The organism is Armatimonadota bacterium, from assembly GCA_020354555.1.
Classification (GTDB): domain Bacteria; phylum Armatimonadota; class Hebobacteria.
In genome coordinates this window covers 4,467,716-4,492,181 of the sequence record CP070648.1, presented here as the reverse complement: position 1 = coordinate 4,492,181, position 24,466 = coordinate 4,467,716, and the positions used below count along the sequence as shown (strand labels likewise).

The window sequence follows — 24,466 nt, the reverse complement described above, 5'->3', positions numbered from 1 at the left end:
AGGGGCGCCCGGCTGGACAGCCGGATTCACGAACCCGGTTCTCGAAGAGCTTCGGCTCTCTCGGTGACAGCCGAAGCCCCGATGTGGGAGCGCAAGTGACGCCGAGAGCACACGCGCTGGTATACCTGTCCCTGGGATCGAATCTCGGCGACCGGCGCGACAGCCTAGAGCGCGCCGTGCGGCGCCTGGAAGAGACGGCAGGGGTGCGCGTGACGAAGGTATCCAGCGTCTATCGCAGCGCTCCGCTGGGGGTGACGGAACAGCCGGAGTTCGCGAATCTGGCGCTCGAGGCGCACACCGCTCTGGCGCCGCGGGTACTGCTGGAGGCGGTCAAGGGGATCGAGCGCGCTTTGGGCCGGACCCCAGGCGAACGGTGGGGCCCGCGAGTGATTGATATTGACATCCTGATGTACGATTCGCTGTCCGTGGAGGACGACGACCTCGTTCTCCCCCACCCGCGGATGGAGGAGCGCGCGTTCGTCATCGTGCCGCTGGCGGAGATAGCGCCCGAGTTGAGGTTGCCAAGCGGGCGGCGAGTCGCGGAGTTGGCGAACGCTCTGCAAGAGGAGCAGGACGTCAATGCAGACTTTCAGCTACGAGGCTAGGACGGAAACGGGCGAAGTCGTGCGCGGCCGCCTCGATGCTGAGACCGAGCGCGGCGCGGTCGAGAAGATCCGGCAGATGGGCTACTGGGTGCTGCGCGTTAAGCAGGCGCGGCGACGCGAAGGACTCGCGTGGCATCAGTTCCTCGCTCGCGGTTACTTCTCGTTCATCTTCCACCGCGTCAACGCCAAGGCGCTCGCGATCTGGTACCGTTCGTTCTCGGATCTCCTCGGCGCGGGCATGAACCTCCACGAGGCCGCAGCCACGCTCGCCGAGCGCACCAGCAACCGGACGCTGCGACAGGTCACGCGCGAGATCGCCGAGCAGGCCATGCGCGGCGAGCCGCTGTCGCCGGTGCTCGACCATTACCCGAGCGTCTTCCCTCTGTATGCCAAGGCCCTGGTGCAGACCGGCGAAGAGACGGGGTTGCTCAATGATACGATGGAGCAACTCGCCGCATTCCACGACTCGATCTACGAAATCCAGATGGCCTACCGCACCGAGACGTTCTATCCCAAGATCGTCCTGGCGCTGTTCATTCTCATACCGCCCATTCCACAGGCGGTGGCCGGCGAAACCCTCGGGAGCTTGACTTTCGATTGGTGGAAGTACCTTCAGCTCGTGGCGGAGCGGGTCGGCTACTGGGGCGTGGCGCTGATCGCGTTGTGGTTCGCCTGGCGTTTGCTGATGCAGTTCCCGCCGGTGCGGCAGGGATGGGACCGCGTCAAGCTGATTCTGCCGTGGGTCGGCGGCATCGTCCGCCGTCACTCGCTGGCGCGGTGGGCGCGCTCGATGGCGATGTTGATACGCGCCGGAGTGCCGCTGCGCCGAGGTCTCGAAGCAGCCGCCTCAGCGACCGGCAACGAGGCGATGGCGGCAGCGATGCGAGTCCACATCCCGCGCGTGCAGACCGGCGAACCGATGAGCAGCGTCATGGTCAACTCGCGCGAGTTCCCGGATCAGGCGATCGACATGGTGCTCACCGGTGAACGCAGCGGCAACATCGAGAGAATGCTCGACAAGATGGCCGACTACTATGAGGCCGAGGCCGCCGTCGCGAGCAAGCAGACTGCCGTGACCGCAGGCGTCGCGTTCTACCTGCTGGTCGCGTTCATGGTCGGGCTCTACGTCATCTCGTTCTGGATTGGTTATTTCGCCGGCTATGATGCAGCCTTGTCCGGCGCCTTCGAGTGACGCCGGCCGTCATCAGCCTCGGCGGGGGCGCCGAATACGGCCGTACCGCCGGGCGGGTGACGGGGCGGATTCATCCCGCAGTATTTCGCCGCTCGAGGTCCGCTAATTGAGGATTATCACGTCGGTTGCAGAGCTGCGCGAGCTCCTTGCACAGGCTCGCGGCGCAGGGAAGAGCATCGGTCTCGTGCCCACCATGGGCTACTTCCATGAGGGGCATCTGTCACTCATGCGCCAGTGCCGCGAGAGCGATGACGTCGTCGTCGTCAGCCTCTTCGTGAACCCGACGCAGTTCGGCCCGGGCGAGGACTACGAGGAATACCCTCGCGACCCCGAGCGGGACGCTGCCATGGCGCAGGAGGTGGGCGTGGACGTGCTCTTCACACCGTCGGCAGCCGAGATGTACCCGCCCGGCGACGCGACCTTCGTCGAGGTCACAGGCGAGCTGACCGCCGTTCTGTGCGGCGCTCGTCGGCCGGGCCATTTCCGCGGCGTAGCCACCGTCGTGACGAAGCTGTTCAACATCGTGCGCCCTAACCGCGCGTACTTCGGCGAGAAGGACTACCAGCAACTGCTTGTGGTGCGGCGGCTGACGCAGGATCTGCGCCTGCCAGTCGAGATTGTCGCGGTGCGAACCGTGCGCGAGCCCGACGGTCTGGCAATGAGTTCCCGCAATACCCGCCTCGGGCCGAAGGAGCGCGAGGCCGCCACCGTGTTGTACCGTTCGTTGCGCGCGGCACAAGAGCTGGCGTCGAGCGGAGCCCGTGACGCGCAGCAGATCCTGGCGCGGGTGCGCGAGATCGTAGCGGCGGAGCCGTTGGCAACACTCCAGTATGCGGAGTTGCGGGACGCGGAGACGCTCGCCCCCGTCGAGCACATCGCGGGGCGGGCTGTATTGGCTCTCGCGGCTCACGTCGGCGGCGTCCGCCTGATTGACAATCTCATCATCGCGGGAGGTTAAGCAGTCGCGCAGCGCGAATGCTAGGATGCGTGAAGCGTCCGCCGCGCCGTGCAACGCCGGCGGGGAGAGTCGGCAGCACGGCCTCTCCGCTGCGGCGCATAAGTCGCGCGCACGAGGAGAACCATGGCTCTGGTCAACCTGTACAAATCCAAGATCCATCGCGCCACGGTGACTGACGCGAACCTTAATTACGTGGGCAGTGTTACCATTGACGAAGAACTGATGAAGGCCGCCGACATGCTGCCGCACGAGCGCGTCCAGGTGCTCAATCACGCCAACGGCGAGCGGTTCGAGAGCTACGTCATCGTCGGCGAGCCCGGCTCGGGAACGATCTGCCTCAACGGGCCTGCCGCGCGGCTCGGCCACGTCGGCGACAAGGTCACGCTCATAACCTACGCGTGGGTAACGCCCGACGAAGCGCGCGATTGGCAGCCGACCGTGGTGCGCGTGGACGACAGCAACCGCGTCGCCGACGTGGTCAAGGGCACCATGGTCGAGCGCGCCGGCGAACCCTAGACCGCGGCGATAGCACCTGTGACGACAACCAGCCAGACGACCAACGCAGCCGACCCCCTCGCTGCTCGGATTGACGAGCTGCGCCGCCTGCGCGGTGCCGTCATCCTCGCCCACAATTACCAGCTCGGCGAGATCCAAGACCTGGCGGACGTCACCGGCGATTCGCTCGACCTGAGCCGCCGCGCGGCGGAGACTGACGCGAGCGCCATTGTGTTCTGCGGCGTCCGCTTCATGGCGGAGACGGCGGCCGTGCTGTCCCGCGACAAGGTCGTGCTCCACCCGGAGCCCCTCGCAGGTTGCCCGCTCGCCGACATGATCACCGCCGACGAACTGCGCAGGTTCAAGGATGAGCACCCCGGCGCGCCGGTGGTCTGCTACGTCAATACGTCCGCCGAGGTCAAGGCCGAGAGCGACTACTGCTGCACGTCGGCAAACGCAACTCGCGTCGTTGAAGGGATCCCGGCGGACGACATCATTTTCGTCCCCGATCACAATCTCGGGCTATGGGTGCAGCGACACACGAGCAAGCGCCTGCTCTTGTGGCCGGGATACTGCCCCACCCATCACAAGATCATGCCCGAGGATGTTCGCCGCGCGTTGGAGCAGCACCCCGACGCCGAGGTCGTCGCCCACCCTGAATGCCGCCCCGAGGTCCTGGATCTCGCCCACCAGGTCCTGAGCACCAGCGGCATAATACGCCACGCCCGCGACAGCGCCGCGACGACCATCATCGTCGCCACCGAACTCGGTATCATCCATCGGCTCCGCAAGGAGGCGCCGGACAAGCGCTTCATCCCTGTTTCGCGGCACGCGGTCTGCCCCAACATGAAGCGGATCACGCTGGAGAAAGTGCTCTGGTCGCTCGAGGACATGTCCGGGCAAGTGCACGTGCCGCACGACACCGCGGCGCGGGCGCGCAAGGCCCTCGACCGCATGTTGGAGGTCACCTGACTCGCGGAGCGGGCGTCGGGCTGATCGGATGCGCTTCGGCCGCGCTTCTGCATCAGGCCCGGCGACGTACGAGTTGCGAGGGGCGCCAAGCCGACGAGGTCTGAGTCCATCATGGCAAGCTATCACACTGCAAGCCTCGGGCCGTTCATGCGCATCGGCATCGTCGGATGCGGGCGCGTCGGGCGCGTCGTCAGCATGGCGATCGACAGCGGGCGCGTCCACGTGGACCTCGCGGCGATCTGCGACACCACGGCGGACAAGGTTCAAGACCTCATGTTTCAACTGAGGCGCCCCACCCGTTCGATGTCTCTGCAAGGCCTCGTGGCGTCGGTGGACATGGTGCTCGAGGCGACCAATCGTCACGCCGCGCCGCCCATCATCATGGCCGCGCTTGATGGCGGCAAGGACGTGCTGGTGACGAATGCGGCGGCTGTACTGGCGCGTGACGACTTTCCCCGCCTTGCTCACGACCGCGGCTTGACGATCTATGCGGTCAACGCGATGCTCACTGGTCTGACCGAGATCAACGCGGCCGCGGCTGAGCCCGGCGCGAGCGCGACGCTGACCATCAGTTGTCCGCCGCCGGTGCTGGCCGATTCGCCGTTTGTCCGCGGCCGCGAACTGAAGCCCGGCGAGGAGCCGCAGCTCGTGTTCCAGGGTGAGGCGAGCGACGCGTTGGCGGCCTTCCCCCCCCTCGCCAATCCGATTGCGGCGGCGCTGATAGGAACCGGCGAAGCCGAGTTGCTGGTGCGCGTACGCGCCCACCAGATCAGCGACGCCACGGACATCGAGCTGACCGTCAACACCGACCAGCAGCAGACGAACACGCACGCGCGCGTGCCCACTGCCGGCAGAGAGCCCATTGCGCCCGAAGCCATCGCCCGCTTGGTCGTCGGATTCCTGCGCTCGCTGGTCAGTTCGGTGCGCTTGGCCTGACACCCATGACGACACCCACGCTGCCCATGCTGCGTCGAATCGTGCGCCGGGCGTTGGCGGAGGACGTCGGCCGCGGCGACGTCACCAGCCAAGCTGTCGTTCCCACGGCGGCGAAGTGCGCCGCCGCCGTCGCCATGCGCGAGGCGGGTGTCATCGCCGGGCTTGCGGTCGCGGAGATTGTGTTTCGCGAGGTCGATGCCGGCGTTGATTTCCGCGCGTCGGCGGCGGACGGCGACGCGGTGGACAAGGGAGCCGTCGTCGCCGAAGTCAGCGGTCCGGCGCGCGCGGTGCTCACCGCGGAGAGAACCGCCCTCAATTTCCTCCAGCGCATGTCTGGCATTGCAACGCTCACGCGGCGCTACGTGAGCGCGGTCGCAGGCACGAGCGCTCGCATCCTCGACACCCGCAAGACTGCCCCGGGCCTGCGCCGCCTGGATAAATGGGCGGTGGCGCTCGGGGGCGGAACCAATCATCGCTTCGGCCTCTACGACGGCATTCTAATCAAAGACAATCACCTGCGCCTGGCGGGGGGCGTTCGCGCGGCAGTCGGAGCAGCGAAGCAGGGCGCGCCTCACCGTCTGCGAGTACAGGTGGAGGTCGAGAGCCTGGAACAGGCGCGCGAGGCCCTCGATGCGCGCGCCGAATCGCTGCTGCTGGATAACATGAGCCCGCGCGACATGCGTGCCGTGGTTGAGCTTGCGCGCGGCCGCGCGCTTACCGAGGCCAGCGGCGGCGTCACACTAAAGAACGTGCGAGAGATCGCGGAGACCGGCGTGGACTTCATATCCGTCGGCGCGCTCACTCATTCCGCGCCGGCACTCGATATCGCGCTCGATATCTCCGCGTAGCCGGGGCACGATGACTCGACCTACTCCCCTACCCCGCCCTGGAATGGGCGGCCGTATCATCCGCCTGCAAAGCGTTGCCTCGACCAATGATGTCGGCAAGCGCCTGCTGCGCGACGGCGAGCCGCATGGCACCGTCGTCGTCGCGGCCGAGCAGACTCAAGGCCGCGGCCAGCGCGGCCGCCGCTGGGTCTCACCGCCCGGTGGTCTGTGGGCGTCCCTGCTGCTGCGACCGCACGGAATGTCGGTCGCGCAGGCCGGCCTGCTCAACTTAGCAGCCGCCGTGGCCGCTGCAGAGGCCGTGTCATCGGTGTGCCGTGCCGCAACGCGCGTGAAATGGCCGAACGACCTGCTCGTATCCGGACGTAAGGTCGGCGGCGTCCTGGTGGAGACATCGGCCACCGCCGGCACGACCAAGTGGGCGGTAATCGGCATCGGCGTCAACGCCAACTTCCACTTGGACGTGCTGCCTCGTCGCTTGCGAACGACCACGACATCACTGCGCCACGAGACGGGGCACACTGTTCCGCTAGACGCGCTGCTCGCAGAGATCCGCACGCGCGTGGGGATACTTGTCGAACTGCTGGAGACGGGAGAAGACGAGCAGATCCTCGCGCTGTGGCGAGCGCTGGACTCGACGCCGGGGCGGGAGGTCCGACCGGCACGCGGTGGGGGCTGGCACGGTCGGGCTGCTGGTATTGACTCTTGGGGCCGCCTCGTCGTGGGAATCGGCAAGCGCGTCACGCATCTTCCCACCAGCCGCGGCGTTGTCATCGAGTGAACGAAGAAGTGAACTATCGCAAGGCGGTGTTGGGTGACCTGCGGGCCATCGCGGGGATGGAGAAGCTGTACTTCGGACGCCACGCCTTCGGTGCCGGGATGCTCCTCTATCTCCTGTTGCATGCCAGCGAGGGATTCCGCGTTGCGGAGCACGACGGCGAGGTCATCGGATACCTCGTCGTGCGCCAGGAGTCAGTCCGCCGCAGGCGGGCGGAACTCCCTACCTTTGCAGTGCGCGAGGACATGCGCGGGCGCGGCATCGGCTCTGCGCTACTCCGTCAGGCGCTGGACTACCTCGAGGGCGCGGGGGTGCGCCGCCTGGTGCTCCAAGTCAGCGTGCACAACGAGGGTGCGCAGAAGCTGTACCGGAGATTCGGCTTTACCGTGGAGCGTACGCTGGCCGGCTACTACGGGGGCGGCGAGGACGCCTTGCTCATGGCGCGAGTGCTCGGGGAAAGCTCGCCCGAGAAGTAGCGCGCCAGCCCGTCCGGCGACAGGCACAGCTCGCGTGCCGCAGGACGTGCTCGAACGCGTAATGCAAACGCCTGCTTGCACCCGTCTCATGTCGCGCGAGCGCGCAAGCGTCAGAGGTGTTGGCGACGGCTATCGCGAATCACGGAGATGTGCCCGAAAGGCGGAGGTGCCATAGAATGAAGCGCTGGGTTCCGTTGCTCGTAGTTCTGCTGGCAGTAGTGCTGCTCCCGGGATGCGGCGACGATGACGATCCTGACCGACGGGCCCTGCTCAACAGCGTCAATGGCCTGATGACAGGCTGGGTGCAGGAGGATTCGCGTTACCTCCAGCTCTATATCTCGGAGGACTACGCGTTCGACGAACAGAGCAAAGCCGATCACATCGCGGCCATCGTCGAGGACTTCCCGTACCTGAGGAACCTCACGTTCGTCCGCCAGCACGCCCAGATCGTGTCCCCCAATATCGCGACGGTGCAGGTGGAATTCGCGGCCGACCTTCTCGCCGACATCGCAGCCCTTGACTACCCGACAACCATCGAGGCCTGGGTGCGCACCGACAACTGGTTCGACCAGGTCTGGATCAAGGACTTCGACGGCGTGTGGCGTCTCGCGGCCGAGTATCTCCAGCGAAGCTGGGTGCTGGACGATACGCCGGTGATTGATTTCTTCTCCGTGGATCCCGGAGATCAGATCCCGCCCGGCGATACGGGGGGTTTCACGGCGAGCGCCTACGCCGGCAGCACCGCCCACCGTGTCACCCTGTGGCCGGACTCGGATGCCGCCGCCTACTTCGATCCCGACTATGCATTCGGTTTCGGCTCGGCGTCGTACAGCGGCGATATCACCGTCAGATCCGATGCGTACGGTGAGTACTCCTTCGCCATGATCGGGCAGACCGATATCCCGGGCAGCGCCCAGATGCTGGGGCGCCGGTTGCGCGCAGAGTACATCGTGGTTTCCGATCGCGCCGGCCGCGCCATCATCGGCGGCAAGACGGTGCCGGGCAACAGGCAAAGCATCTTCCGCCGCATGCGCATTCTCCGTGCGGCGGGCCAGCGCGAAGACCCGGTCCCGGGCGCGACGCCGTAAGCGTGCCGTTCGCACTGACGGACACGCACGCCCATCTCACGCATCCGGACTACCGCGGCGACCCGGGCCTCGTCGCGCGGGCTGCTACCGCCGGCGTCACACACATCATCACCGTCGGCTTCGACCTCCGAACCAGCGAGACGGGCGCACAGCTCGCCGCTGACAGCGAGCATGTTTGGCATTCCCCGGGGGTGCATCCGCACGACGCCTCGGGCGTAGCCGCGGCGGAGATCGCGGAGCTGCGCCGCCTTGCCCAACTGCCGAGAGTGGCCGCCATCGGCGAGACGGGCCTCGACTTCTACCGCGACCGATCGCCTCGCAACGCCCAGGCCAGCGCGTTCCGCGCACACCTCGAGTTGGCGGCGGAACTCGGGCTGCCGGTCATCGTGCACTCGCGCGACGCACACGACGACGTGCTGGCGATCTGGGCGGAAAGCCCCTGCCGGCACGGGGTAATGCACTGCTTCTCCGGCGACGCCGGCGTGGCGCGACGTGCGATTGACCTCGGGCTCTACGTCTGGATCGCGGGCCCGGTGACGTTCCGCAACGCAGAGCGGCTGCGTTCCATCGTGCGCGACCTGCCCCGTGACCGGATACTCCTGGAGACGGACTGTCCTTACCTCGCCCCGCATCCTCACCGCGGCGAGGCCAACGAACCCGCGTATCTCCCCCTGATCGCGCAGGCCGTTGCGCAATGTTGGGGTGTCGCGCCGGAAGAGGTCGCGAAGATCACGTCGGAGAATGCGGCGCGGTGCTTCCCGGCGTTGGCCGGGTAGCCCGGGACGTGCCGCGGACAGATGCCCCCGTCAGCCCGCGTCCTCAGCCGGCCGGCCCGCCGCCGCCTTTCGCGCGCTCGACCAGTCCTACCAAGCGCTCGAGTTTGCTCCCGGCCGCGGGCTCAAGAGCCTGACGAAGCTCCTCGGCGCTGAAGCTCTCCGCGAGGAAGCCGACGACGTCGAGCCGACCGTGCCAGCAGCCGATAATGAGCTTGCAGGGCAGGCCGCGATTGACGCGCCGGCAGTAGGCAAACGTGACCGGGCCGCCCAATTGCAGGCACCGGATTTCCTCACTGTCATGCTGTTCGCGAGATGTCGGCACAGTCAGCTCCTCGCCTCGCCGACACGCGCGCCCCCGCGGATGGCGTCGGCGATTACCCCAGCGGCATCCTCGACCCGTGCAGGCAGCGGCAACTCGACGCCCAGACGCTGGAGGACGTATGCGAGACTGGCGAGCGTGGGTTGCTCCAGTCCTGCCTGAGACAGCATGTCGCGCTCGGCGAATGTCTCCTCGGGCGCACCTTCGAATATCACGCCCTCGCGCGTCACCACGTACACGCGATTCGCAATCAGCGGCACGATGTTGACTTCGTGGGTCGTGTATACGATGGTCAGCCCACGTTCGTCGTGCAGGCGATTGAGCAGATCTATAATCTCGTGCTTGCTGCGCGGATCCAGGCCCTCGAACGGCTCGTCGAGGACGATCAGTTCCGGCCGGGTCACGAGCGCGCCGGCCAACGCCACCTTGCGCTTCTCGCCGCCGCTGAGGTAATGGCAAATGCGGTCGGCGACGTGCGCGATTCCCACCTCGGCCAGTGCGGAGTTGACCATTTCGTGCACGCGCTCGGGCGGATGGCCGTAGTTGCGCGGCGAGAACGACACATCATCGCGCACCGTGGGCGCGATCAGTTGCTCCTCGGCGCTCTGCAACACGACGCCGACGCGCTCGCGGATCCGGTTCCATTCCTGCGACGGGTCAACGCCGAAGACCTCGACCCCGCCTTCGTGGGCGCGCAGCAGGCCGATGATGTGGTGCAGCATGGTGGACTTGCCGCCGCCGTTGGGCCCGACGATAGCTACCCGATCGCCGCGGTTGACCACCATATCCAGCCCGCACAGATGCACCTCGGTGCGGTCCGGATACACGTGCCGTATGCAGCTAACCCTGACTATCTGCTCCATCTCAGCATCACCGCCGCCGCCAGCATGACGAGGCCCAGAGCGACCGGCACGGCGTCGGTCGCAAGCGTATTCCACACCCGCTCCGGCGCCGCGATGCGGCCGGCGTAACCGCGCACTGCCATGATATCATACTGGCGTTCGCTGCGGTCAAGGGCGTGGATCAGGAGCTTTCCCAGTGCGGCCGACAGGTTGCGCAGGTTGGCGAGCGGGCGGCGCAAGCGCAAACCCGAGCGGACGCGGGTCGCCGTGACGAGTTCGCCCGCCATCTCGATCAGCATGAACAGCGCGCGGTAGGTCAGGAACAGCGACTCGCCGACGATCCGCGGCAACGCGCGCGACAAGATGCCGAACACCCGCGGGTAGGGCGTAGTGGCCATGAGCGTGACCAGCGTCATCGCCGCCGCCAGTGCCCGGCCGAAGAGCAGCGTCGGCGTCTGCCACGTCCCGTCCCAGGCGCTGAACACGAAGAGCAGCACGAACAGCGCCGGATACGCCGCGATGACCACTACCTTGAGCGGAGGCACGCGCGCCGTCGCCAGCAGCGCGACGCACAACGCGTAGATAATCCCCAGCAGTGCGATGTGCCGCGTAATCACCACCGCCGCCACCAGGCACACCGCCATGATGACCTTCGGCGCCGGTCCCGCGCGATGCACCAGACTGCGCCCCGAGGTGGACCAATGATCCAGTATGGCGATGTCAAATTCGCTCATGCGCCGCGCTCCATCGTACGAGATCGGGCTTCACCTGCGCCGCGAAACGCACGATGAGACCCGTGACCGCCGCCTCCAACAGCCAGCCCACGAAGCCGAGGCCGATAACGAGAGCAGCGAATCTCCGCAGCGAGAGATGCTCGTATACCGCCGCTTGAGCGGCGTCGCCGCCGTGTCGCGCGGCGTGTTCCTCTGCGGCGGCTGTCGTGACGTGGGTCAAATGCAGCCATCCCGGCTGCGGTGACGCGAGGCCGACAAGGCCGATCATCACCGCAGCGCCTACGGCCATGGCCAGGAACGCCGCCGCCGCGCCTGCTGCGGCCGGCGCGAGCAGGCGCCGCAGCAGACCGAACAATGCCCACGCCGCGACCATCTCGGCGCCGATGACGAGCGTGTTGAGGCCGACGACGGTGATGCCGCCGTGCCCGACCAGCGCGAGCAGGAGGTTCACGGTGAACGCCGCGATAATGCCGAGCGCGGGGCCGAGGATGATGCCGGCGACGGCGGCGAGCTGCACGTGATACACCGCAGGAATCACCGGGATGCTCATGGAGACGATCATGAACGCAGCCGTCATGGAGAGCAATGGGAGCCGACGCCGGAAATCGGAGCCCGACGCAATGCGCGCCGCGATGACAACGAGAACCGCTGTCACACCGGCCCCGCCGAGCCAGAGCCACACCGGCAGCACTCCGTCCGGAACATGAAGATGGGTCATACGCCGGGCTGCGGCCCCCTCGAATCACTGGACCGGCCGGGGCCCGCCGGTAGGGGCTATTACGCACGCGACGGGCGATCTCCTGTCGCCCTCAGAACATGAAGGCGGAGACTAACTTGACGGTGACCGTGCTCTGGGTCGTCTCGGCGTTCGGATCGCCGAATAGCACGTAGGTATCCAGACCGGCGCGGACTACCCGCCGGTACGCGACGAAGACGTTGAGATCGCCATTGTGAGCGACCACGCGCGCGCTGACGCTCTTCTCCGGCTCGAAGTCGTAGGTGGCTTGCGCCACGATCTGGTGCTCTTCGGCCGGCTCCTCCACGGCCGCATGATCGAGAAACTCGACGGCGAGAAGCGACGAGAAGTATGCGCTGGGCCGAAAGTTCTTGGTCACCCCCAGGTACCGGTAGGTTCCCCCCGCCTTCTCGCCAAACGAGGCGGTGAGGCCCGCGTAGCGGTAGAGGTTGCGATCATTCCACGCGAAGTTGAGCGTCAGCGTACGGTCCGGATAGCCCTCGCGCTTGCCGATGTGGACGCGCGCCTCGGTAGACGTATCGTTTCTGCGATACAGCGCGCCGCCTAGATTCACCCCGAAGCGGCTGTCGTCCGTCGTCGTGGCCGATTCCACGAACGCGTGCCATGATTTCCGCCAGTACGGGCCGGTATCCACGCGTCGGGAGTAGTACGCGCCGCCCCCGACTTCGTGCAGGCCCGGCTCGGGCTCGTACCCCAGGGCCGGCTCAAAGCCGCTGCCGATGCCGGTCGCCGACAGCGACCAACTGACGTGACCATCGCCGCGGTCGCGGCCGCCGTGGATCCTGTAGGCCGCGCCGTCCTCCCCTTCGCCGCTCGTCGAACTGTGCATGAGGTCGGCGTGGATCGAGACATCGCCTCCCGGCTTGGCGCGACGCCAGCGCATGCCCACGCCCGTGGCGAGATTGTGAAGCTGATCCGCGGAACTGTAGTTGACCGCGTCAACCCAGACTCTTGAATCCGCGTCGCGCTCGTAGGCATAGTGCGCGACCTCGACGTCGCTCTGCCCGTTCTCGCCTGCGGCAAGGAAGCCGAACCGATGGCGACCGATCTTGCCGAACGTTTTGAACCCGGCGTCGAGCTCCTCTATTCGTCGCGTGTAGAACAACTGTGATCTCGGGAAATAGCGGTACATACCATCCATGAAAAAAGGCCGGTTGTCGGGCAGCAGGCGTTCGGTGTACGAGAAGTCGATACTCTCCACGTCCTGTTCGATATTGCGAAAGTCGGGGCGGAGGGTCAACAGCGCCGTGACTCCGTTGGCGAAGGTGGTCTTGACGTCGAGGCCGACCGTGGCTCCGCTGTCGTCGTCACCCAGACGAGCCAGGGCGTAGGGCATCGCGACCATCGGTCGGCGCGGGTGGGGAATGACCAGCCCGGTCCACGCGGCCGGGCGATCCGGGCGCCACGAGCCCGGCGCAATGAACGGCCAGACTGAGCGCTCCCGCTCGCGAGCGAGATGCCGCGAGAACGCGACGTAGAAACTCCCCGCGCCCGCGGGGTAGGTCAGGATGGAAAACGGGATCGCCATCTCCGCCTGCCAACCGGCGTCGGTGACGCGCGCGGCGGCCGACCAGTCGCCCTTCCACTCGGCCTTGGACGCGCTGCCCCCCGGCACCGAGTGGCCCTGCGTGCCCAGCGGCGACACCTGGAAGACGTACCAGTCGCGGTGCTGGCCGGTGGGGTCCACCCAGAACTCGACGTTATCCTCGCTGCTCAGATCGCTCCCGCGCTTGCGCTGAGCCGCGTTTATGAGGTCGGGATGGGCGTCGGCACAGTCGAACGCGACGTAGATGCTGTGCTCATCATAGCAGAGGTAGGCGCTGGTGTCCTCGCTGATTGATCCTTCGCGGCCGAACAGGTAGAACCCCGAGCGTTTGTCGGCCAGGCGCCAGCATTCATCATCGAGGACGCCGTCTATCGTCGGCGGAGCTGCGACACGGACCGCCGCCAGCGTAGGCGCGGGGCCATCTGGCCCCCCGGTCTGATCGCCCTCAGCCCCGAAGGACGCCGTTCCCAGCATCAAGGCCGTGGGAAGGAGGGCAAGGCAAGCCAGACGGCGGAGAAGACGAGCCTGCAGCACATCTCCCGAATTCGCCGTCAGCCAACGCTCGACCTCTTGCCGCTGCTCGCAGGCTGCGCGGACATGCTCATCCCGGTCGTTCGCAAGCCCGTAACGCGCTTGTTTCGCTTTCCTTGACAGCCAAAATTGCGCCATGCTATCATGCACGCGGCCTGTAGCATGGCTACATCTCATGGCAAGCCCGGTGACGAGGGAGCCAACGGCGAGCGAGGCGCAATGTCACAAGCTTACAATGTCGTAGTCGTCGGCCGCGGCGCGGTGGGCAGGGAACTGCTGCGCGTCTTGGCGCAGCGTTCATTCCCCGCGTCGAGGATTACCGTGCTGGCGCGAAGCGCCGGGGCGGTCGAAGTTGACGGGCGGTCGTACGAGGTGCGACCCGCGGCGGCGGCGGAGTTCGACGGTTGCCATATCGCGCTGTTCGCGGGCACCGAGGGCGAGAAAGGCGCCGCCGTCCAGTATGCCCCCGAGGCCACGAAGCGTGGCGCGGTGGTGATAGACAACGGCAACGATTTCCGCATGGATCCGGCGGTGCCGCTGGTCGTGCCGGAGGTGAATCGCGAAGCGCTGCGCGGCCATGACAACCTCATCGCCAACCCAAACTGCTCGACGATTCAGATGGTGGTCGCGCTCAAGCCGATTCACGACGCCGTCGGCATCAAGCGCGCCGTCGTCGCGAGCTACCAGGCTGCTTCCGGCGCCGGAGCGGGCGCGGTCGCCCAACTCGAAGCGGAGATCGCCGCCGTTGCGCGCGGCGAGAAGCTGCCGGCCGCCGACACTTTGCCACAGCAGCTCGCCTGCAACGTGTTTCCCCATATTGGCGGTTTCGACGAGGACGGGTATTGCTCCGAAGAAGTCAAGCTCGCCCGAGAGACCCACAAGATCCTCGGCGACGATTCGGTCGGCATCACCGCCACCACGTGCCGCGTTCCGGTCTTCAACGGGCACTGCGAGGCCGTCAACCTGGAGCTGCGGGAGGAGCTGACGCCGGCGAAAGCGAAGAAGTTGCTGGCAACGTGGGAGCCCTATCGCGACGGGTATCGGCCGATTCGCGTGGTGGACGAGCCGAGCGCAGGACGCTACCCCATGCCGGTTGAAGTAAGCGGCACGGACGAGGTCTTCGTGGGGCGCTTCCGGCGCGATGCCTCGGTAGCCTACGGCCTGAATCTCTGGGTCGCGGCGGACAACCTGCGCAAAGGCGCGGCCCTCAACGCGGTGCAGATCGCCGAGCAAGTGATAGCGATGGGACTTCTGACGCGATAGAGTTCCCACGGCAACTCGACGAGCCATCGCACTCGAGTCATCCAAACCAGCTGAGGTAGGGCATTTGAGTTACTTGGACGAACAGGGCGCCGTCAATGTCGTAGTGCAGAAGTTCGGCGGCACGTGTACGGAGTCGCCTGAGCATCAGCTCCTGGCCGCCGAACGCATCATGGAGTCCCGCGACGAAGGGATGTGGCCGGTCGCGGTGATCTCGGCCATGGGGCGCGAGGGGCAGCCCTATTCCACCGCCGAGCTAGTGAAACTGGTGCGCCAGATTGACCAGAAGATCGAGCCGCGAGAGCTCGATCTTCTCATGTCATGCGGCGAAATCATCTCCACCGTCGCGATGGCGCATCTGCTGAAGTCAAAGGGCTACAACACGATCGCGCTGTCCGGCGGCCAGGTCGGGCTGATAACGGATGACTACCACGGCCACGCTCAGATCATTGACATCCGCCCCGATGAGGTGCTCAAAGCGTTGCAGGAGGGGCGGATCGTGTTCGTCGCCGGGTTCCAGGGGGTCACGCCGGAACGCCACGTCATCACCACGCTGGGTGAGGGCGGCAGCGATTACACCGCGGTCGCGTTGGCGGTCACGCTCGCGCAGACTCCGACTCTGCCGTTCGGCGACGAGCTTCGCGTCGCCCCGCTGCAGATCTTCAAAGACGTGGACGGGGTCATGACCGCCAACCCCAAGCATTTCGACCAGGGGAAAGGCCCGGTCGCGCTGGCGACGCTGACCTACGACGAAATGGTCACGATGTCCGCCCTCGGCGCTGACGTGCTTCAGCACAGTGCGGCGGTTATGGCTCGCAAGTACCAGCTCGCGCTCGTGGTCAAGAACTTCAAGACCAACATTTCGGGTACTGAGATCTCACCCGCAACGAGCAAGCCGAGCGGCCGTCCGGTGACCGCCGTCTGCGATATCGCCGACCTCGTTCTGCTCACGGTGCCGTCGAACGACGACCGCTTGGCAGGGCAGCTCAGCGGGGCAATGAGCCAGGAGCGGATTCTGCACTACCAGGTGCCAGCCGACAGAGATGTCCTACAGTTCGCCGTCAAGCCCGCCAAGTATCGCGATGTCACCTCCATCATCGCGCACATTCTCTTCGACAGAGGCATCGAGGCCGACTTCAGCGAGGAGTCGTGGGGCCTCGTATCCCTGGTGGGAGAAGGCTTGCGTGGGCGTACCGCCCAAGTTGACACGGAGGCCAAACGGGCGCTGAAGGATACTGACATTCAGGCGTTCGGGGCTTTGGACGGCGAACTCCACGTGTCTTTCCTGATGAAGGAAGCGCAGCGGATGCAGGCGGTGCGCGTTCTCCACGAGCGCCTGGACGGCTGAATCCCTGATAGAGGAGCGGCCAATGGCCAGAGCCCGGTTCTCAGGCATCTATATACCGATCGTCACCCCGTTCAACCAAGCGAACGACTTCGACGCCCAGACCATGGCGGCTCTGATTGATCGCTTCATCGCGGCCGGCGTCAACGGAATCGCGCCGTGCGGGACGACCGGCGAATCGGCGACGCTCTCCTACGACGAGCACCGCCAGGTCATCGAGGCGACCGTGCGCGCGGCCGCCAAGCGCGGCGCGGTCATCGCGGGAACGGGCTCCAACAGCACGGCGGAGGCGATCGCCCTCACGCAGCACGCCGAACGGGTCGGCGCCGACGCCGCGCTGGTGATCTGCCCATATTACAATCGGCCGACCCAGCAGGGGCTGGTCGAGCATTTTCGCGCTGTCGCCGACGCCACGTCGCTGCCGATGATCATGTACAACATCCCCAAGCGCACTGGCGTCAACATGGAGGCCGCGACGACGATCGAGCTCTCGCGTGTGCCGAACATCGTCGGCGTCAAGGAAGCCAGTGGTGACCTCGAACAAATCATGCACATCATCGCCGGCACCGAGGACTTCACCGTGCTCACCGGCGATGACGCCCTGCTCTACCCGCTCGGCGCGCTGGCCGCGCATGGCGGCATCATGGCCGCGGCGCACATCGCGACCGAACAGTGGGTCAAGCTGTGGCGCCATGTCGAGGCGGGAGAACTCCCCGAGGCGCGCAAGCTCCACTACCACTTGCTGCCACTCGTCAAGGCCCTGTTCTACGAGACCAACCCCACCCCGGTCAAGGCAGCGCTCGAGATGTTGGGCATTCCTGTCGGCAACCCGAGGTCGCCGCTCCTGCCGGCTACGGAGGGCTGCCGCCAGGCGCTGACCCGAGAGTTGGGGCGTCTCGGCTTGCTGCCCGGAGGCGGTCGTGAATCCGGAGCCTAATCCGGCGCTCGAGGATATCCACCGCGAAATCCGATCCTGCCGGCTGTGCGACCTCGCGCGAGGACGCACCAATGCGGTGCCCGGACACGGCCGACACGACGCCGACATCATGCTCGTCGGCGAAGGCCCAGGGCACCACGAGGACCGGCAAGGTCTGCCCTTCGTCGGTGCGGCGGGCCAGTTCCTCAACGAACTCCTCGAGCGCGCCGGCATCCGGCGTGAAGACGTGTTCGTCACCAACGTCGTCAAGTGTCGGCCGCCCAGCAACCGCGACCCCAAGCCGGAGGAAATCGCCGCGTGCAATGAGTACCTGCTCGCCCAGATCGCCCTCATCAAGCCGCGCGCGATATTCACCCTCGGTCGGTTTGCGCTCGCGACACTGATTGACGAGAAGCTGACCTCGATCTCCCGGGTTCACGGCAAGGCTTATCGTAAGAGCGGAATGGTCTACGTCCCGCTCTACCACCCTGCCGCAGCGCTGCACAACGAGCGCTTGCGCGAGACCATCGTCGAGGACATGGCGCGCGCCGCGGCGTTGCTCCGCGACGACATGGCGCCGTCGGAGACGGCGGACCCATCGCCCGACCGCCCGCAGCAACTCGGGTTGCTCGACATGGATTAACGCCGGCAATCGGCATCGGGAGGATAGACAGGAAGTGGTCAAGCTCGGGTTCCTCGGCTGTGGATTCATGGGGCAAGGCGTACATCTCCCCAACTTCCTCGCCAGCGATCGCTGCCAGGTTGTCGCGTTGGCGGAGGCCCGCACTCGCCTCGGCCAGGCTGTGGCCGCCAAGCATGGCATTCCGCGCGTTTACTCAAGCCACCGCGAACTCGCCGGCGACCCGGAGATCGCAGCGGTCGCAGCGATCAGCTCCGAGGCGTTCCACCGCGGCTTGGTCGGCGAGCTGCTCGCCGCGGGCAAGCACGTCTACACGGAGAAGCCGCTCGCGACGACCGTCGCCGACGCTCAGGCGCTGGTCGAGGCGGCCGCGCGCAGCAATCGCATCCTCATGACTGCCTACATGAAGCGCTACGATACGGGCATCCGCCGCGCCAAGGAACTGATGGAGCACCTCGTGGCCGACGGCGACCTGGGACGCGTTACCTACGCGCGTGGTCATTGCTTCGGCGGCGATTGGATCGCCGCTTTCAAGCCCACGCTCCTGACGACGGACGAACGGCCTCCGACGGCCGAGCGGACAACCCCACCGTGGCTGCCCGACGAACTCAAGGACGCTTACCTGACGTACGTTAACGTCTACTGCCATAACATCAACCTGCTGCGTTGGTTTCTCGCCTGCCAGCCCGCAGTGAAGCACGCCGAACACCGCAGTGGGGTCACCGTCGTGGTGATGGACTTCGCCGGCATTCCCGCGGTGCTCGAAACCGGATCCTTGCCCGCGCACCGCTGGGACGAAGGCATGACCGTCTATTTCGAGCGCGGGAGGCTGCGGATCTTCCCGCCGCCGCCGCTGCACCCCGAGCCGGCCCGAGTGATTCTGTATCGCGCCGGGGATGCGCGGGAAGTGGTCGAGCCGCTCGCCCCGTGGCGATGGTCGTTCGCCGCCGAGGCGGAGCACTTCCTGGAATGCGTCGAGGCCAACCAACAGCCGCTCACCCCAGGCGCCGACGCGCTGCAGGATCTCGAGGTATGTGAAGCCGTGTTCCAGAACCTGGTTGCGGGATGACGCGGGCGCCGTGCGCCCGGAGCCGTCTCGCCTGGGTGCGGTCACGAATACCGACGAAGGCATAGCAAATCAACCGCAGGAGGGAGACGATGACGTTCAAGCACGCCCTGAATCTGATCACGATACGCGACGCGCCGTTCGAAAAGAAGCTCGAGTTGGCCCAGGCTGCGGGCTACGACGGCGTCGGGCTATGGCTAGGCGAGGTCGAGCAGGCAGCGGGCGGCGCCGCAGGCCTTGACGGCATCGCGAGGCGGCTGCGCGAGCGCGGGTTGATCCCTGCCGAGATGTGCTTCGTCGGCGGGTGGATGTATCCCGAGGAGGGAACGCGCGCGGCCGCCCACGAGAGCGCGCAGCGTGCGTTCCGGGTTGCGCAAGCCGTGGGCTGCCAGTGTGTTGTCGCCTGCGCAGCGGGGGGCACGGGCGAACTCACGGACGCCGCCCGCGACTTCGCAGAGTTGTGCGACCTGGCGCGGCCGTTCGGTGTCTCCCTCGCGCTCGAATTCCTCGGTGGGGCGCAGCAAGTGAAGGACGTGCGCACGGCGTGGCAGATAGTAGACATGGCCGATGCCCCCAACGGCGGCCTGGTGATAGACACCTTCCACTTCTACAAGGGTGGCTCGGACCTCGCCGACCTCGAACCGGTCACCGGCGACAAGGTCTTCCTGGTCCACGCCAACGACTGCCCGGATCTCCCCCTTGCCGAGCTGGAGGACCGCCATCGCGTCTTCCCCGGCGCCGGCATCATCCCGCTTGAAGAGATCGCGGCGGTTCTCGCCGACAAGGGGTATGGCGGGTTCTTCTCGCTGGAGCTGTTTAACGAGGAATACTGGGCGACCGATCCGCACCTGGTGGCGCAGGAGGGACTGCGGTCGCTGAGGCGCGTAGGCATCTAGCCGGCAAACGGTGGCGCGGGCGCGGCCCGGTCAGTCCGCGTCCGAGACTGTCGGCAGGGTGTCGTCGGCGAGCACCCAGTCCACAGCCGCGTCGTCTTCGTCGCAGTGCGCGCCCTGCTCCGGGTCCCCACTCAACGGCACCACCGTGTGAATCTGATCGCGACTCAGCGCCATGAAAGGCACCTCTCGCTCCACGCCGTCGCCGCCGAGCCCCGACACCTTAACGTCCGTCAGCGCGATGAAACTGCGCTCCTCCACGTTGAGCGCGTCGAGGATCCGCATGCCGACGGGGCAGTGGAAAGTCGCCTCGATGCACAGGCCATCGGTGGTGACCAGCACCCGCTGCGGACGTTTCGGCAGTTCCACCAGGCGTATGAATACCGGGCAGCTAATGCATCGGCGCCGGTTCACGTCGCAGCACGGGGTCGACGGATGTTGAAAGCAGCTGTGCCCGTCCTTGAACGCCTCGCAGCGGTACTTGGCCGGGCCGCAGTTCACCAGGGTCCAGCAGCCGGTCCGAACGACCTGGCGGAACTTGCTCAGCGCCTGCTCGAACTCCTCGGAAACCTTCATGCTCCACGTCCTCGGCCGGCCTCGGGGTCGGCCCTAAGCGGATTCTGACTTCATGGGAAGCCGCGCGCTCCGGGCCGTCGCACCACACGGCCCGTCGGGAGTATGGTCTCGGGGCACACGTTGTCGAGCGTCCGCGTGACCCGATACTCTCCTCAGACCTTATTCCACACTTCCGGTTTCCGTCACATCGGCAAGGCGCCGGAGACGTCCGCCCTTGGCAGGCACAGATGCTCCGCTCGCCGCGCCGGCGCTCTGCGGCACAGGCCCCGCACGCGGCGCCCGGAGCACCCGACAGACCTACTTGATCTCGGCGGTGCCCCCGGCCTCTTCGATCTTGGTCTTGATCGCCTCGGCCTCTTCCTTCGCGACGCCTTCCTTGATCGCCTTAGGCGCCGCTTCAACCAGATCCTTGGCCTCCTTGAGGCCCAGCGTGGTCACCTCGCGTACGGCCTTGATGACCTGGATCTTCTTCTCGCCGAAGCCGGTCAGGATCGCGTCGAAGGTGGTCTTCTCTTCTTCCTCGGCCGCCGCCTCGGCGGGCGCCGCCGCGGCCGCCGGGGCCATCGCCGCCATCGGCGTCACCCCGGTCCGCTCCTGGAGCTTCTTCGCGAACTCAACCACGTCCAGCATCGGCCACTTCAGGACTTCCTCAACCATTTCGTCTACGTTCATGTCTTCCTCCCGTCGTCCAATCCACTATGCGGAGGCAGATTCCGCTTGCTTCGCGATCGCCTCGAGGGTTGCCACAAGCTCGGCCACCGGTGCCTCCAGAGTGCTCATGAGGTTGGCGATGGGTGCTTCCAGCGCGCCCATGAACATGGCGAGCAGCACCTCGCGCCCCGGCAGATTCGCCAGTTCCTGCACGCGCTCGCGCGGATAGAGCTTGCCCCCGAGCATTCCCGCCCGCACCTGCGGCAGGCCCGTCTGCTTCGCGTAGGCCAGCAGCGCCTTCGCCGGGCCGACGGCGTCCTCGCCGGTAAACAGCATCGCGGTCGGCCCGGCCACGGCCTCCGATATCTCCGGCATGCCCACCTCATCCGCGGCGCGCCGCATCATCGTGTTCTTGACCACCTTGTACTCCCCGCCGGCGCTGCGGAGCTGACGACGCAGCTCCACCATTGCCTTCACCGGCAGACCTCGGTAGTCCGTCACGATCGCCCCGTACGATTCGCGCAGCTTCGCCGCCAACTCGGCGACGGCGGCTTCCTTCTCCGGTTTCGCCATTGCTCTGTCCCCGCTGTTCCTGGGAATCCGTATCACAATCGGCACAACCGCCGGCGCGGCTCCGCCGTACTGCCAAAGAAAAATCCCCCGCCGATGCGAGGGACACCAACGCGCGCTGGCGCAGCCCTTGTCACCTCGGCAGGCGGGTCGCTGCGGACCCCTTAAGCCTATTCGCACCTGCTGTCTTCGGTGTGTCGGCCCTATGCGATTTGTCCGGTCGGATGCTCCCTAGACCGTCAACTCAGCCTACCCGTCATTCTCATTCGGTCGCCGCGGCCACCCCCGCTGCATCAGCGGGGTCCACGTGCACCCCCGGCCCCATCGTGGACGAGATGGTGATCTTGCGCAGGAACTGCCCCTTCGCCGCAGGCGGCCGGGCGCGCAGGAGCGCGGCGATGAAGGTCGCCAGGTTCTCCTTCAGGCGCTCCGGGCCGAATGACAGCTTGCCCAGCGGTGCGTGGATCACCCCGGCCTTGTCCATGCGAAACTCAAGCTTACCCGACTTCAACTCCTGAATCGTCTTGCCGATCTCATCGGAGAGCGTACCGGCCTTGGGGTTCGGCATGCGCGGCCCCAAGCGCTTGCCGAGCCGGCCGACCATGCTCATCATGTCGCGCGTCGCGACGAGAACGTCGAAATCCTTCCACCCGCCCTCGATGCGCTGCACGAGGTCCTCGGCTCCCACGACGTCCGCGCCTGCCGTTTCCGCCTCGGTCGCCCGCTCTCCCTTCGCGAACGCCGCGATCCGCGGCGACTTGCCCGTGCCGTGAGGCAGTACGACAGTCCCGCGTACCATCTGCTCGCCATGGCGAGGATCAACTCCCAGGCGCACGGCGATGTCAATGGCCTCGTCGAACTTCGTACGGTGGCCGTTGCACACCAACTCGATCGCCTCCTGAGCCGTGTACAGGCGGTCGCGATCTATCGTCTTTGCCACCTCGACGTATGTCTTTCCGTGCTTGGCCATGGCTCTACTCCACCACCACGATGCCCATGCTGCGCGCCGTGCCCTCGACGACCCGCATGGCGTGCTCGATATCATTCGCGTTGAGGTCGCGCATCTTGGTCTCCGCGATCTCGCGCACCTGCGACCGCGTCACCTGCCCCACCGTCTCTCGCCCGGCGGTGCCGGATCCCTTCTCGAGTCCTGCCGCCTGCTTGAGCAATTGTGAGGCCGGGGGCGTTTTCAGGTCGAAGGTGAACGAACGGTCCTCGTAAATCGTCACCTCGACCGGCACGATGCTTCCCACCTGGGACGCCGTCGCCGCGTTGTACGCCTTGATGAAGCCCATCAGATCCATGCCGTGCGGCGCCAACGCCGGCCCCACCGGCGGCCCCGCCATCGCTTTGCCTGCCTCAATCTGAAGTCTGACTACCGCCTTGACTTTCTTTGCCATATTCAGCTACCAATGCTCTCGCGGCTTGCCAACGCTGACGCATCCCGCCCGCCGACGCGCGAGGTGCGCCGGCTTATTGCAGCTTCTCGACGTCGGCGAAATCCACCTCCACCGGCGTGTCTCGCCCGAAAATGGAGATCAGCAGCGTCAGCTTCTCCTTCGCCACGTTGACTTCTTCGATGCGCCCGTGGAAGTTCTCGAACGGCCCGGAGACGACGCGCATCATGTCGCCGGGCTGGAACGCCACGCGCATGCGCGGCGCTTCCTCACCGCCGAGAGTGGACAGGATATTCTGTATCTCCGTCTGCTCCAGCGGCACCGGCTGTCGACCCGGCCCGATGAACCCGGTGACGCCCGCCGTACTGCGCACGAGGTGCTGCGTCTGATCGTCCAACTCCATCTCGATGATGACGTAACCCGGAAACAGCTTATGCTTCCGCACCTGCCGCTTGCCGCGGCGTGTGCCGCGCAGCTCGTCCTCCGTAAGCACTAGGATGCGCCCGATCCTGTCGTCCAGCCCCTGCGACGCCGCGCGCCGCTCGATGCTCGACTTGACCTTGTTCTCGTGACCGGTGAACGTGTGGACCACGTACCAGCGCTTGCCCCGCGCCGGCTCCGGGCTGATGCCGACGATGCCAGCGTCCTCTTCTGGCTCTTGCTCTCGTTGTTCTTCTTGCTCACTCATGATCAAGGACGCAATGCAAACAGCGGTTCGCTCAGCAGCGTCAACACCTTGTCGCATACGTAGATGAAGAGCGCGACCACCAGGATCACCCCGAGCACCACCATGGTGAACCTCATGGCCTCCTCTTTGGATGGCCACAGCACCTTGCGCAGTTCCAGCCACGCCTCCACCAGGAACTGCTTGATGCGAGTGAACACGGGCAGTCGCTCCGGACCCGCCGTGCCTTTCTTCGAAATCGCCGATCTCGATGCCACTCTCGGCGTCTCCCTCGCCACTTACTTGCTCGCCTTTGCGTTAATGCCGGTCTCCCGGTGCGGGGTGTGCTTCTTGCACGCCGGGCAGTACTTGCGCAGTGTCAACCGGTCTGGATCGTTCCGCTTGTTCTTCACCGACGTGTAGTTTCGGCTCTTGCATTCGCTGCACGCAAACCAGAATCCTCGATCTTGTACTCGCCCCTGCCTCGGCATGAGTGGGCTCCTCTACTTCATGATGTCGGCGATGACGCCGGCGCCCACCGTGTGCCCGCCCTCGCGCACCGCAAACCGCAACCCCGGCTCCATCGCGATCGGCTGGATCAACTCCGCCGTGATCGTCACGTTGTCCCCGGGCATTAC

Annotated in this window: 31 protein-coding genes; 17 read left to right on the top strand and 14 right to left on the bottom strand. The window is 66.2% G+C overall.

Going from position 1 to position 24,466, the window contains the following annotated elements:
• The first annotated feature begins 116 nt into the window (after positions 1-116).
• The 11 genes from folK (at position 117) to JSV65_18410 (ending at position 9,121) form a co-directional block, all read left to right on the top strand.
• Positions 117-605 carry a 2-amino-4-hydroxy-6-hydroxymethyldihydropteridine diphosphokinase gene (gene folK / locus JSV65_18460; GenBank protein ID UCH36840.1) on the top strand — a complete coding sequence of 163 codons (489 nt, stop codon included), beginning with the start codon at positions 117-119 and terminating at the stop codon, positions 603-605.
• A complete protein-coding gene (locus JSV65_18455) occupies positions 580-1,797 on the top strand; it encodes a type II secretion system F family protein (protein UCH34480.1) in 1,218 nt (405 codons plus the stop codon). The genes folK and JSV65_18455 overlap by 26 nt, the downstream gene beginning before the upstream one ends.
• A gap of 106 nt (positions 1,798-1,903) precedes the next feature.
• Positions 1,904-2,755 carry a pantoate--beta-alanine ligase gene (locus JSV65_18450; protein UCH34479.1) on the top strand — a complete coding sequence of 284 codons (852 nt, stop codon included), beginning with the start codon at positions 1,904-1,906 and terminating at the stop codon, positions 2,753-2,755.
• 123 nt (positions 2,756-2,878) lie between these two features.
• Positions 2,879-3,271, top strand: a complete 393-nt coding sequence (locus tag JSV65_18445) for an aspartate 1-decarboxylase (GenBank protein ID UCH34478.1) — start codon at positions 2,879-2,881, stop codon at positions 3,269-3,271.
• Between the two features lie 18 nt (positions 3,272-3,289).
• Positions 3,290-4,222 (top strand): quinolinate synthase NadA, encoded by a 933-nt coding sequence (nadA, locus tag JSV65_18440; GenBank protein ID UCH34477.1) that lies wholly within the window; start codon positions 3,290-3,292, stop codon positions 4,220-4,222.
• Positions 4,223-4,333: 111 nt separating this feature from the next.
• Positions 4,334-5,158, top strand: coding sequence for a DUF108 domain-containing protein (locus JSV65_18435; protein UCH34476.1), 825 nt, complete (start codon positions 4,334-4,336; stop codon positions 5,156-5,158).
• A 5-nt stretch (positions 5,159-5,163) separates the two neighbouring features.
• Positions 5,164-6,006 (top strand): carboxylating nicotinate-nucleotide diphosphorylase, encoded by an 843-nt coding sequence (nadC, locus tag JSV65_18430; GenBank protein ID UCH34475.1) that lies wholly within the window; start codon positions 5,164-5,166, stop codon positions 6,004-6,006.
• Between the two features lie 10 nt (positions 6,007-6,016).
• Positions 6,017-6,784, top strand: a complete 768-nt coding sequence (locus JSV65_18425; GenBank protein UCH34474.1) for a biotin--[acetyl-CoA-carboxylase] ligase — start codon at positions 6,017-6,019, stop codon at positions 6,782-6,784.
• Entirely contained in the window at positions 6,781-7,257 is a 477-nt protein-coding gene (locus JSV65_18420; protein UCH34473.1) for a GNAT family N-acetyltransferase, read from the top strand. The genes JSV65_18425 and JSV65_18420 overlap by 4 nt, the downstream gene beginning before the upstream one ends.
• Positions 7,258-7,433: 176 nt before the next feature.
• The gene (locus JSV65_18415) at positions 7,434-8,345 is read left to right on the top strand and encodes a hypothetical protein (GenBank protein UCH34472.1); all 912 of its coding nucleotides are present in this window, start codon (positions 7,434-7,436) and stop codon (positions 8,343-8,345) included.
• Positions 8,346-8,347: 2 nt separating this feature from the next.
• A complete protein-coding gene (locus JSV65_18410) occupies positions 8,348-9,121 on the top strand; it encodes a TatD family hydrolase (protein ID UCH34471.1) in 774 nt (257 codons plus the stop codon).
• Positions 9,122-9,164: 43 nt separating this feature from the next.
• Here JSV65_18410 and JSV65_18405 read toward each other — a convergent pair whose 3' ends face one another.
• From JSV65_18405 to JSV65_18385, 5 genes are all read right to left on the bottom strand, one after another.
• Positions 9,165-9,443 carry a hypothetical protein gene (locus JSV65_18405; GenBank protein UCH34470.1) on the bottom strand — a complete coding sequence of 93 codons (279 nt, stop codon included), beginning with the start codon at positions 9,441-9,443 and terminating at the stop codon, positions 9,165-9,167.
• 2 nt (positions 9,444-9,445) lie between these two features.
• Positions 9,446-10,303, bottom strand: a complete 858-nt coding sequence (locus tag JSV65_18400) for an energy-coupling factor ABC transporter ATP-binding protein (protein UCH34469.1) — start codon at positions 10,301-10,303, stop codon at positions 9,446-9,448.
• Positions 10,291-11,016 (bottom strand): hypothetical protein, encoded by a 726-nt coding sequence (locus JSV65_18395; protein UCH34468.1) that lies wholly within the window; start codon positions 11,014-11,016, stop codon positions 10,291-10,293. The genes JSV65_18400 and JSV65_18395 overlap by 13 nt, the downstream gene beginning before the upstream one ends.
• Complete coding sequence (locus JSV65_18390; protein ID UCH34467.1) at positions 11,003-11,734, bottom strand: energy-coupling factor ABC transporter permease; 732 nt, start codon at positions 11,732-11,734, stop codon at positions 11,003-11,005. The genes JSV65_18395 and JSV65_18390 overlap by 14 nt, the downstream gene beginning before the upstream one ends.
• A 91-nt stretch (positions 11,735-11,825) precedes the next feature.
• A complete protein-coding gene (locus tag JSV65_18385) occupies positions 11,826-14,000 on the bottom strand; it encodes a carbohydrate binding family 9 domain-containing protein (GenBank protein UCH34466.1) in 2,175 nt (724 codons plus the stop codon).
• A 69-nt stretch (positions 14,001-14,069) separates the two neighbouring features.
• Here JSV65_18385 and JSV65_18380 point away from each other — a divergent pair, with 69 nt between their 5' ends.
• The 6 genes from JSV65_18380 (at position 14,070) to JSV65_18355 (ending at position 19,973) form a co-directional block, all read left to right on the top strand.
• The gene (locus JSV65_18380) at positions 14,070-15,113 is read left to right on the top strand and encodes an aspartate-semialdehyde dehydrogenase (protein UCH34465.1); all 1,044 of its coding nucleotides are present in this window, start codon (positions 14,070-14,072) and stop codon (positions 15,111-15,113) included.
• Positions 15,114-15,177: 64 nt separating this feature from the next.
• The gene (locus tag JSV65_18375; GenBank protein ID UCH34464.1) at positions 15,178-16,458 is read left to right on the top strand and encodes a hypothetical protein; all 1,281 of its coding nucleotides are present in this window, start codon (positions 15,178-15,180) and stop codon (positions 16,456-16,458) included.
• Between the two features lie 22 nt (positions 16,459-16,480).
• Positions 16,481-17,392 (top strand): 4-hydroxy-tetrahydrodipicolinate synthase, encoded by a 912-nt coding sequence (locus tag JSV65_18370; protein ID UCH34463.1) that lies wholly within the window; start codon positions 16,481-16,483, stop codon positions 17,390-17,392.
• On the top strand, positions 17,376-18,014 hold the full coding sequence (locus JSV65_18365; protein UCH34462.1) for a uracil-DNA glycosylase: 639 nt from the start codon (positions 17,376-17,378) through the stop codon (positions 18,012-18,014). The genes JSV65_18370 and JSV65_18365 overlap by 17 nt, the downstream gene beginning before the upstream one ends.
• 34 nt (positions 18,015-18,048) lie before the next feature.
• Positions 18,049-19,080 (top strand): Gfo/Idh/MocA family oxidoreductase, encoded by a 1,032-nt coding sequence (locus tag JSV65_18360; GenBank protein UCH34461.1) that lies wholly within the window; start codon positions 18,049-18,051, stop codon positions 19,078-19,080.
• Positions 19,081-19,169: 89 nt separating this feature from the next.
• The gene (locus JSV65_18355) at positions 19,170-19,973 is read left to right on the top strand and encodes a sugar phosphate isomerase/epimerase (GenBank protein UCH34460.1); all 804 of its coding nucleotides are present in this window, start codon (positions 19,170-19,172) and stop codon (positions 19,971-19,973) included.
• Between the two features lie 30 nt (positions 19,974-20,003).
• On the opposite strand, the gene JSV65_18350 is transcribed toward JSV65_18355, so the two are convergent.
• The 9 genes from JSV65_18350 to tuf all read right to left on the bottom strand — a co-directional run.
• A complete protein-coding gene (locus JSV65_18350) occupies positions 20,004-20,546 on the bottom strand; it encodes a hypothetical protein (protein UCH34459.1) in 543 nt (180 codons plus the stop codon).
• Between the two features lie 297 nt (positions 20,547-20,843).
• On the bottom strand, positions 20,844-21,218 hold the full coding sequence (gene rplL / locus JSV65_18345; GenBank protein ID UCH34458.1) for a 50S ribosomal protein L7/L12: 375 nt from the start codon (positions 21,216-21,218) through the stop codon (positions 20,844-20,846).
• Positions 21,219-21,242: 24 nt separating this feature from the next.
• A complete protein-coding gene (rplJ, locus tag JSV65_18340) occupies positions 21,243-21,770 on the bottom strand; it encodes a 50S ribosomal protein L10 (GenBank protein ID UCH34457.1) in 528 nt (175 codons plus the stop codon).
• A 259-nt stretch (positions 21,771-22,029) separates the two neighbouring features.
• On the bottom strand, positions 22,030-22,737 hold the full coding sequence (locus JSV65_18335; protein UCH34456.1) for a 50S ribosomal protein L1: 708 nt from the start codon (positions 22,735-22,737) through the stop codon (positions 22,030-22,032).
• A 4-nt stretch (positions 22,738-22,741) separates the two neighbouring features.
• Entirely contained in the window at positions 22,742-23,167 is a 426-nt protein-coding gene (gene rplK / locus JSV65_18330) for a 50S ribosomal protein L11 (GenBank protein UCH34455.1), read from the bottom strand.
• A gap of 73 nt (positions 23,168-23,240) precedes the next feature.
• On the bottom strand, positions 23,241-23,852 hold the full coding sequence (gene nusG, locus JSV65_18325; GenBank protein ID UCH34454.1) for a transcription termination/antitermination factor NusG: 612 nt from the start codon (positions 23,850-23,852) through the stop codon (positions 23,241-23,243).
• 2 nt (positions 23,853-23,854) lie between these two features.
• Complete coding sequence (gene secE / locus JSV65_18320; GenBank protein ID UCH36839.1) at positions 23,855-24,055, bottom strand: preprotein translocase subunit SecE; 201 nt, start codon at positions 24,053-24,055, stop codon at positions 23,855-23,857.
• 72 nt (positions 24,056-24,127) lie between these two features.
• The gene (rpmG, locus tag JSV65_18315; protein UCH34453.1) at positions 24,128-24,319 is read right to left on the bottom strand and encodes a 50S ribosomal protein L33; all 192 of its coding nucleotides are present in this window, start codon (positions 24,317-24,319) and stop codon (positions 24,128-24,130) included.
• A gap of 12 nt (positions 24,320-24,331) precedes the next feature.
• A partial coding sequence (gene tuf, locus JSV65_18310) for an elongation factor Tu (GenBank protein ID UCH36838.1) occupies positions 24,332-24,466 on the bottom strand: 135 nt, incomplete at its 5' end.

Excerpts from the sequence above, each read along its gene's own strand:
- JSV65_18455 (UCH34480.1), top strand. The coding sequence starts at position 580 with ATGCAGACTTTCAGCTACGAGGCTAGGACGGAAACGGGCGAAGTCGTG.
- JSV65_18445 (UCH34478.1), top strand. The coding sequence starts at position 2,879 with ATGGCTCTGGTCAACCTGTACAAATCCAAGATCCATCGCGCCACGGTG.
- JSV65_18435 (UCH34476.1), top strand. The coding sequence starts at position 4,334 with ATGGCAAGCTATCACACTGCAAGCCTCGGGCCGTTCATGCGCATCGGC.
- nadC (UCH34475.1), top strand. The coding sequence starts at position 5,164 with ATGACGACACCCACGCTGCCCATGCTGCGTCGAATCGTGCGCCGGGCG.
- JSV65_18425 (UCH34474.1), top strand. The coding sequence starts at position 6,017 with ATGACTCGACCTACTCCCCTACCCCGCCCTGGAATGGGCGGCCGTATC.
- JSV65_18415 (UCH34472.1), top strand. The coding sequence starts at position 7,434 with ATGAAGCGCTGGGTTCCGTTGCTCGTAGTTCTGCTGGCAGTAGTGCTG.
- JSV65_18400 (UCH34469.1), bottom strand. The coding sequence starts at position 10,303 with ATGGAGCAGATAGTCAGGGTTAGCTGCATACGGCACGTGTATCCGGAC.
- JSV65_18395 (UCH34468.1), bottom strand. The coding sequence starts at position 11,016 with ATGAGCGAATTTGACATCGCCATACTGGATCATTGGTCCACCTCGGGG.
- JSV65_18390 (UCH34467.1), bottom strand. The coding sequence starts at position 11,734 with ATGACCCATCTTCATGTTCCGGACGGAGTGCTGCCGGTGTGGCTCTGG.
- JSV65_18380 (UCH34465.1), top strand. The coding sequence starts at position 14,070 with ATGTCACAAGCTTACAATGTCGTAGTCGTCGGCCGCGGCGCGGTGGGC.
- JSV65_18370 (UCH34463.1), top strand. The coding sequence starts at position 16,481 with ATGGCCAGAGCCCGGTTCTCAGGCATCTATATACCGATCGTCACCCCG.
- JSV65_18355 (UCH34460.1), top strand. The coding sequence starts at position 19,170 with ATGACGTTCAAGCACGCCCTGAATCTGATCACGATACGCGACGCGCCG.
- JSV65_18350 (UCH34459.1), bottom strand. The coding sequence starts at position 20,546 with ATGAAGGTTTCCGAGGAGTTCGAGCAGGCGCTGAGCAAGTTCCGCCAG.
- rplL (UCH34458.1), bottom strand. The coding sequence starts at position 21,218 with ATGAACGTAGACGAAATGGTTGAGGAAGTCCTGAAGTGGCCGATGCTG.
- rplJ (UCH34457.1), bottom strand. The coding sequence starts at position 21,770 with ATGGCGAAACCGGAGAAGGAAGCCGCCGTCGCCGAGTTGGCGGCGAAG.
- JSV65_18335 (UCH34456.1), bottom strand. The coding sequence starts at position 22,737 with ATGGCCAAGCACGGAAAGACATACGTCGAGGTGGCAAAGACGATAGAT.
- rplK (UCH34455.1), bottom strand. The coding sequence starts at position 23,167 with ATGGCAAAGAAAGTCAAGGCGGTAGTCAGACTTCAGATTGAGGCAGGC.
- nusG (UCH34454.1), bottom strand. The coding sequence starts at position 23,852 with ATGAGTGAGCAAGAAGAACAACGAGAGCAAGAGCCAGAAGAGGACGCT.
- rpmG (UCH34453.1), bottom strand. The coding sequence starts at position 24,319 with ATGCCGAGGCAGGGGCGAGTACAAGATCGAGGATTCTGGTTTGCGTGC.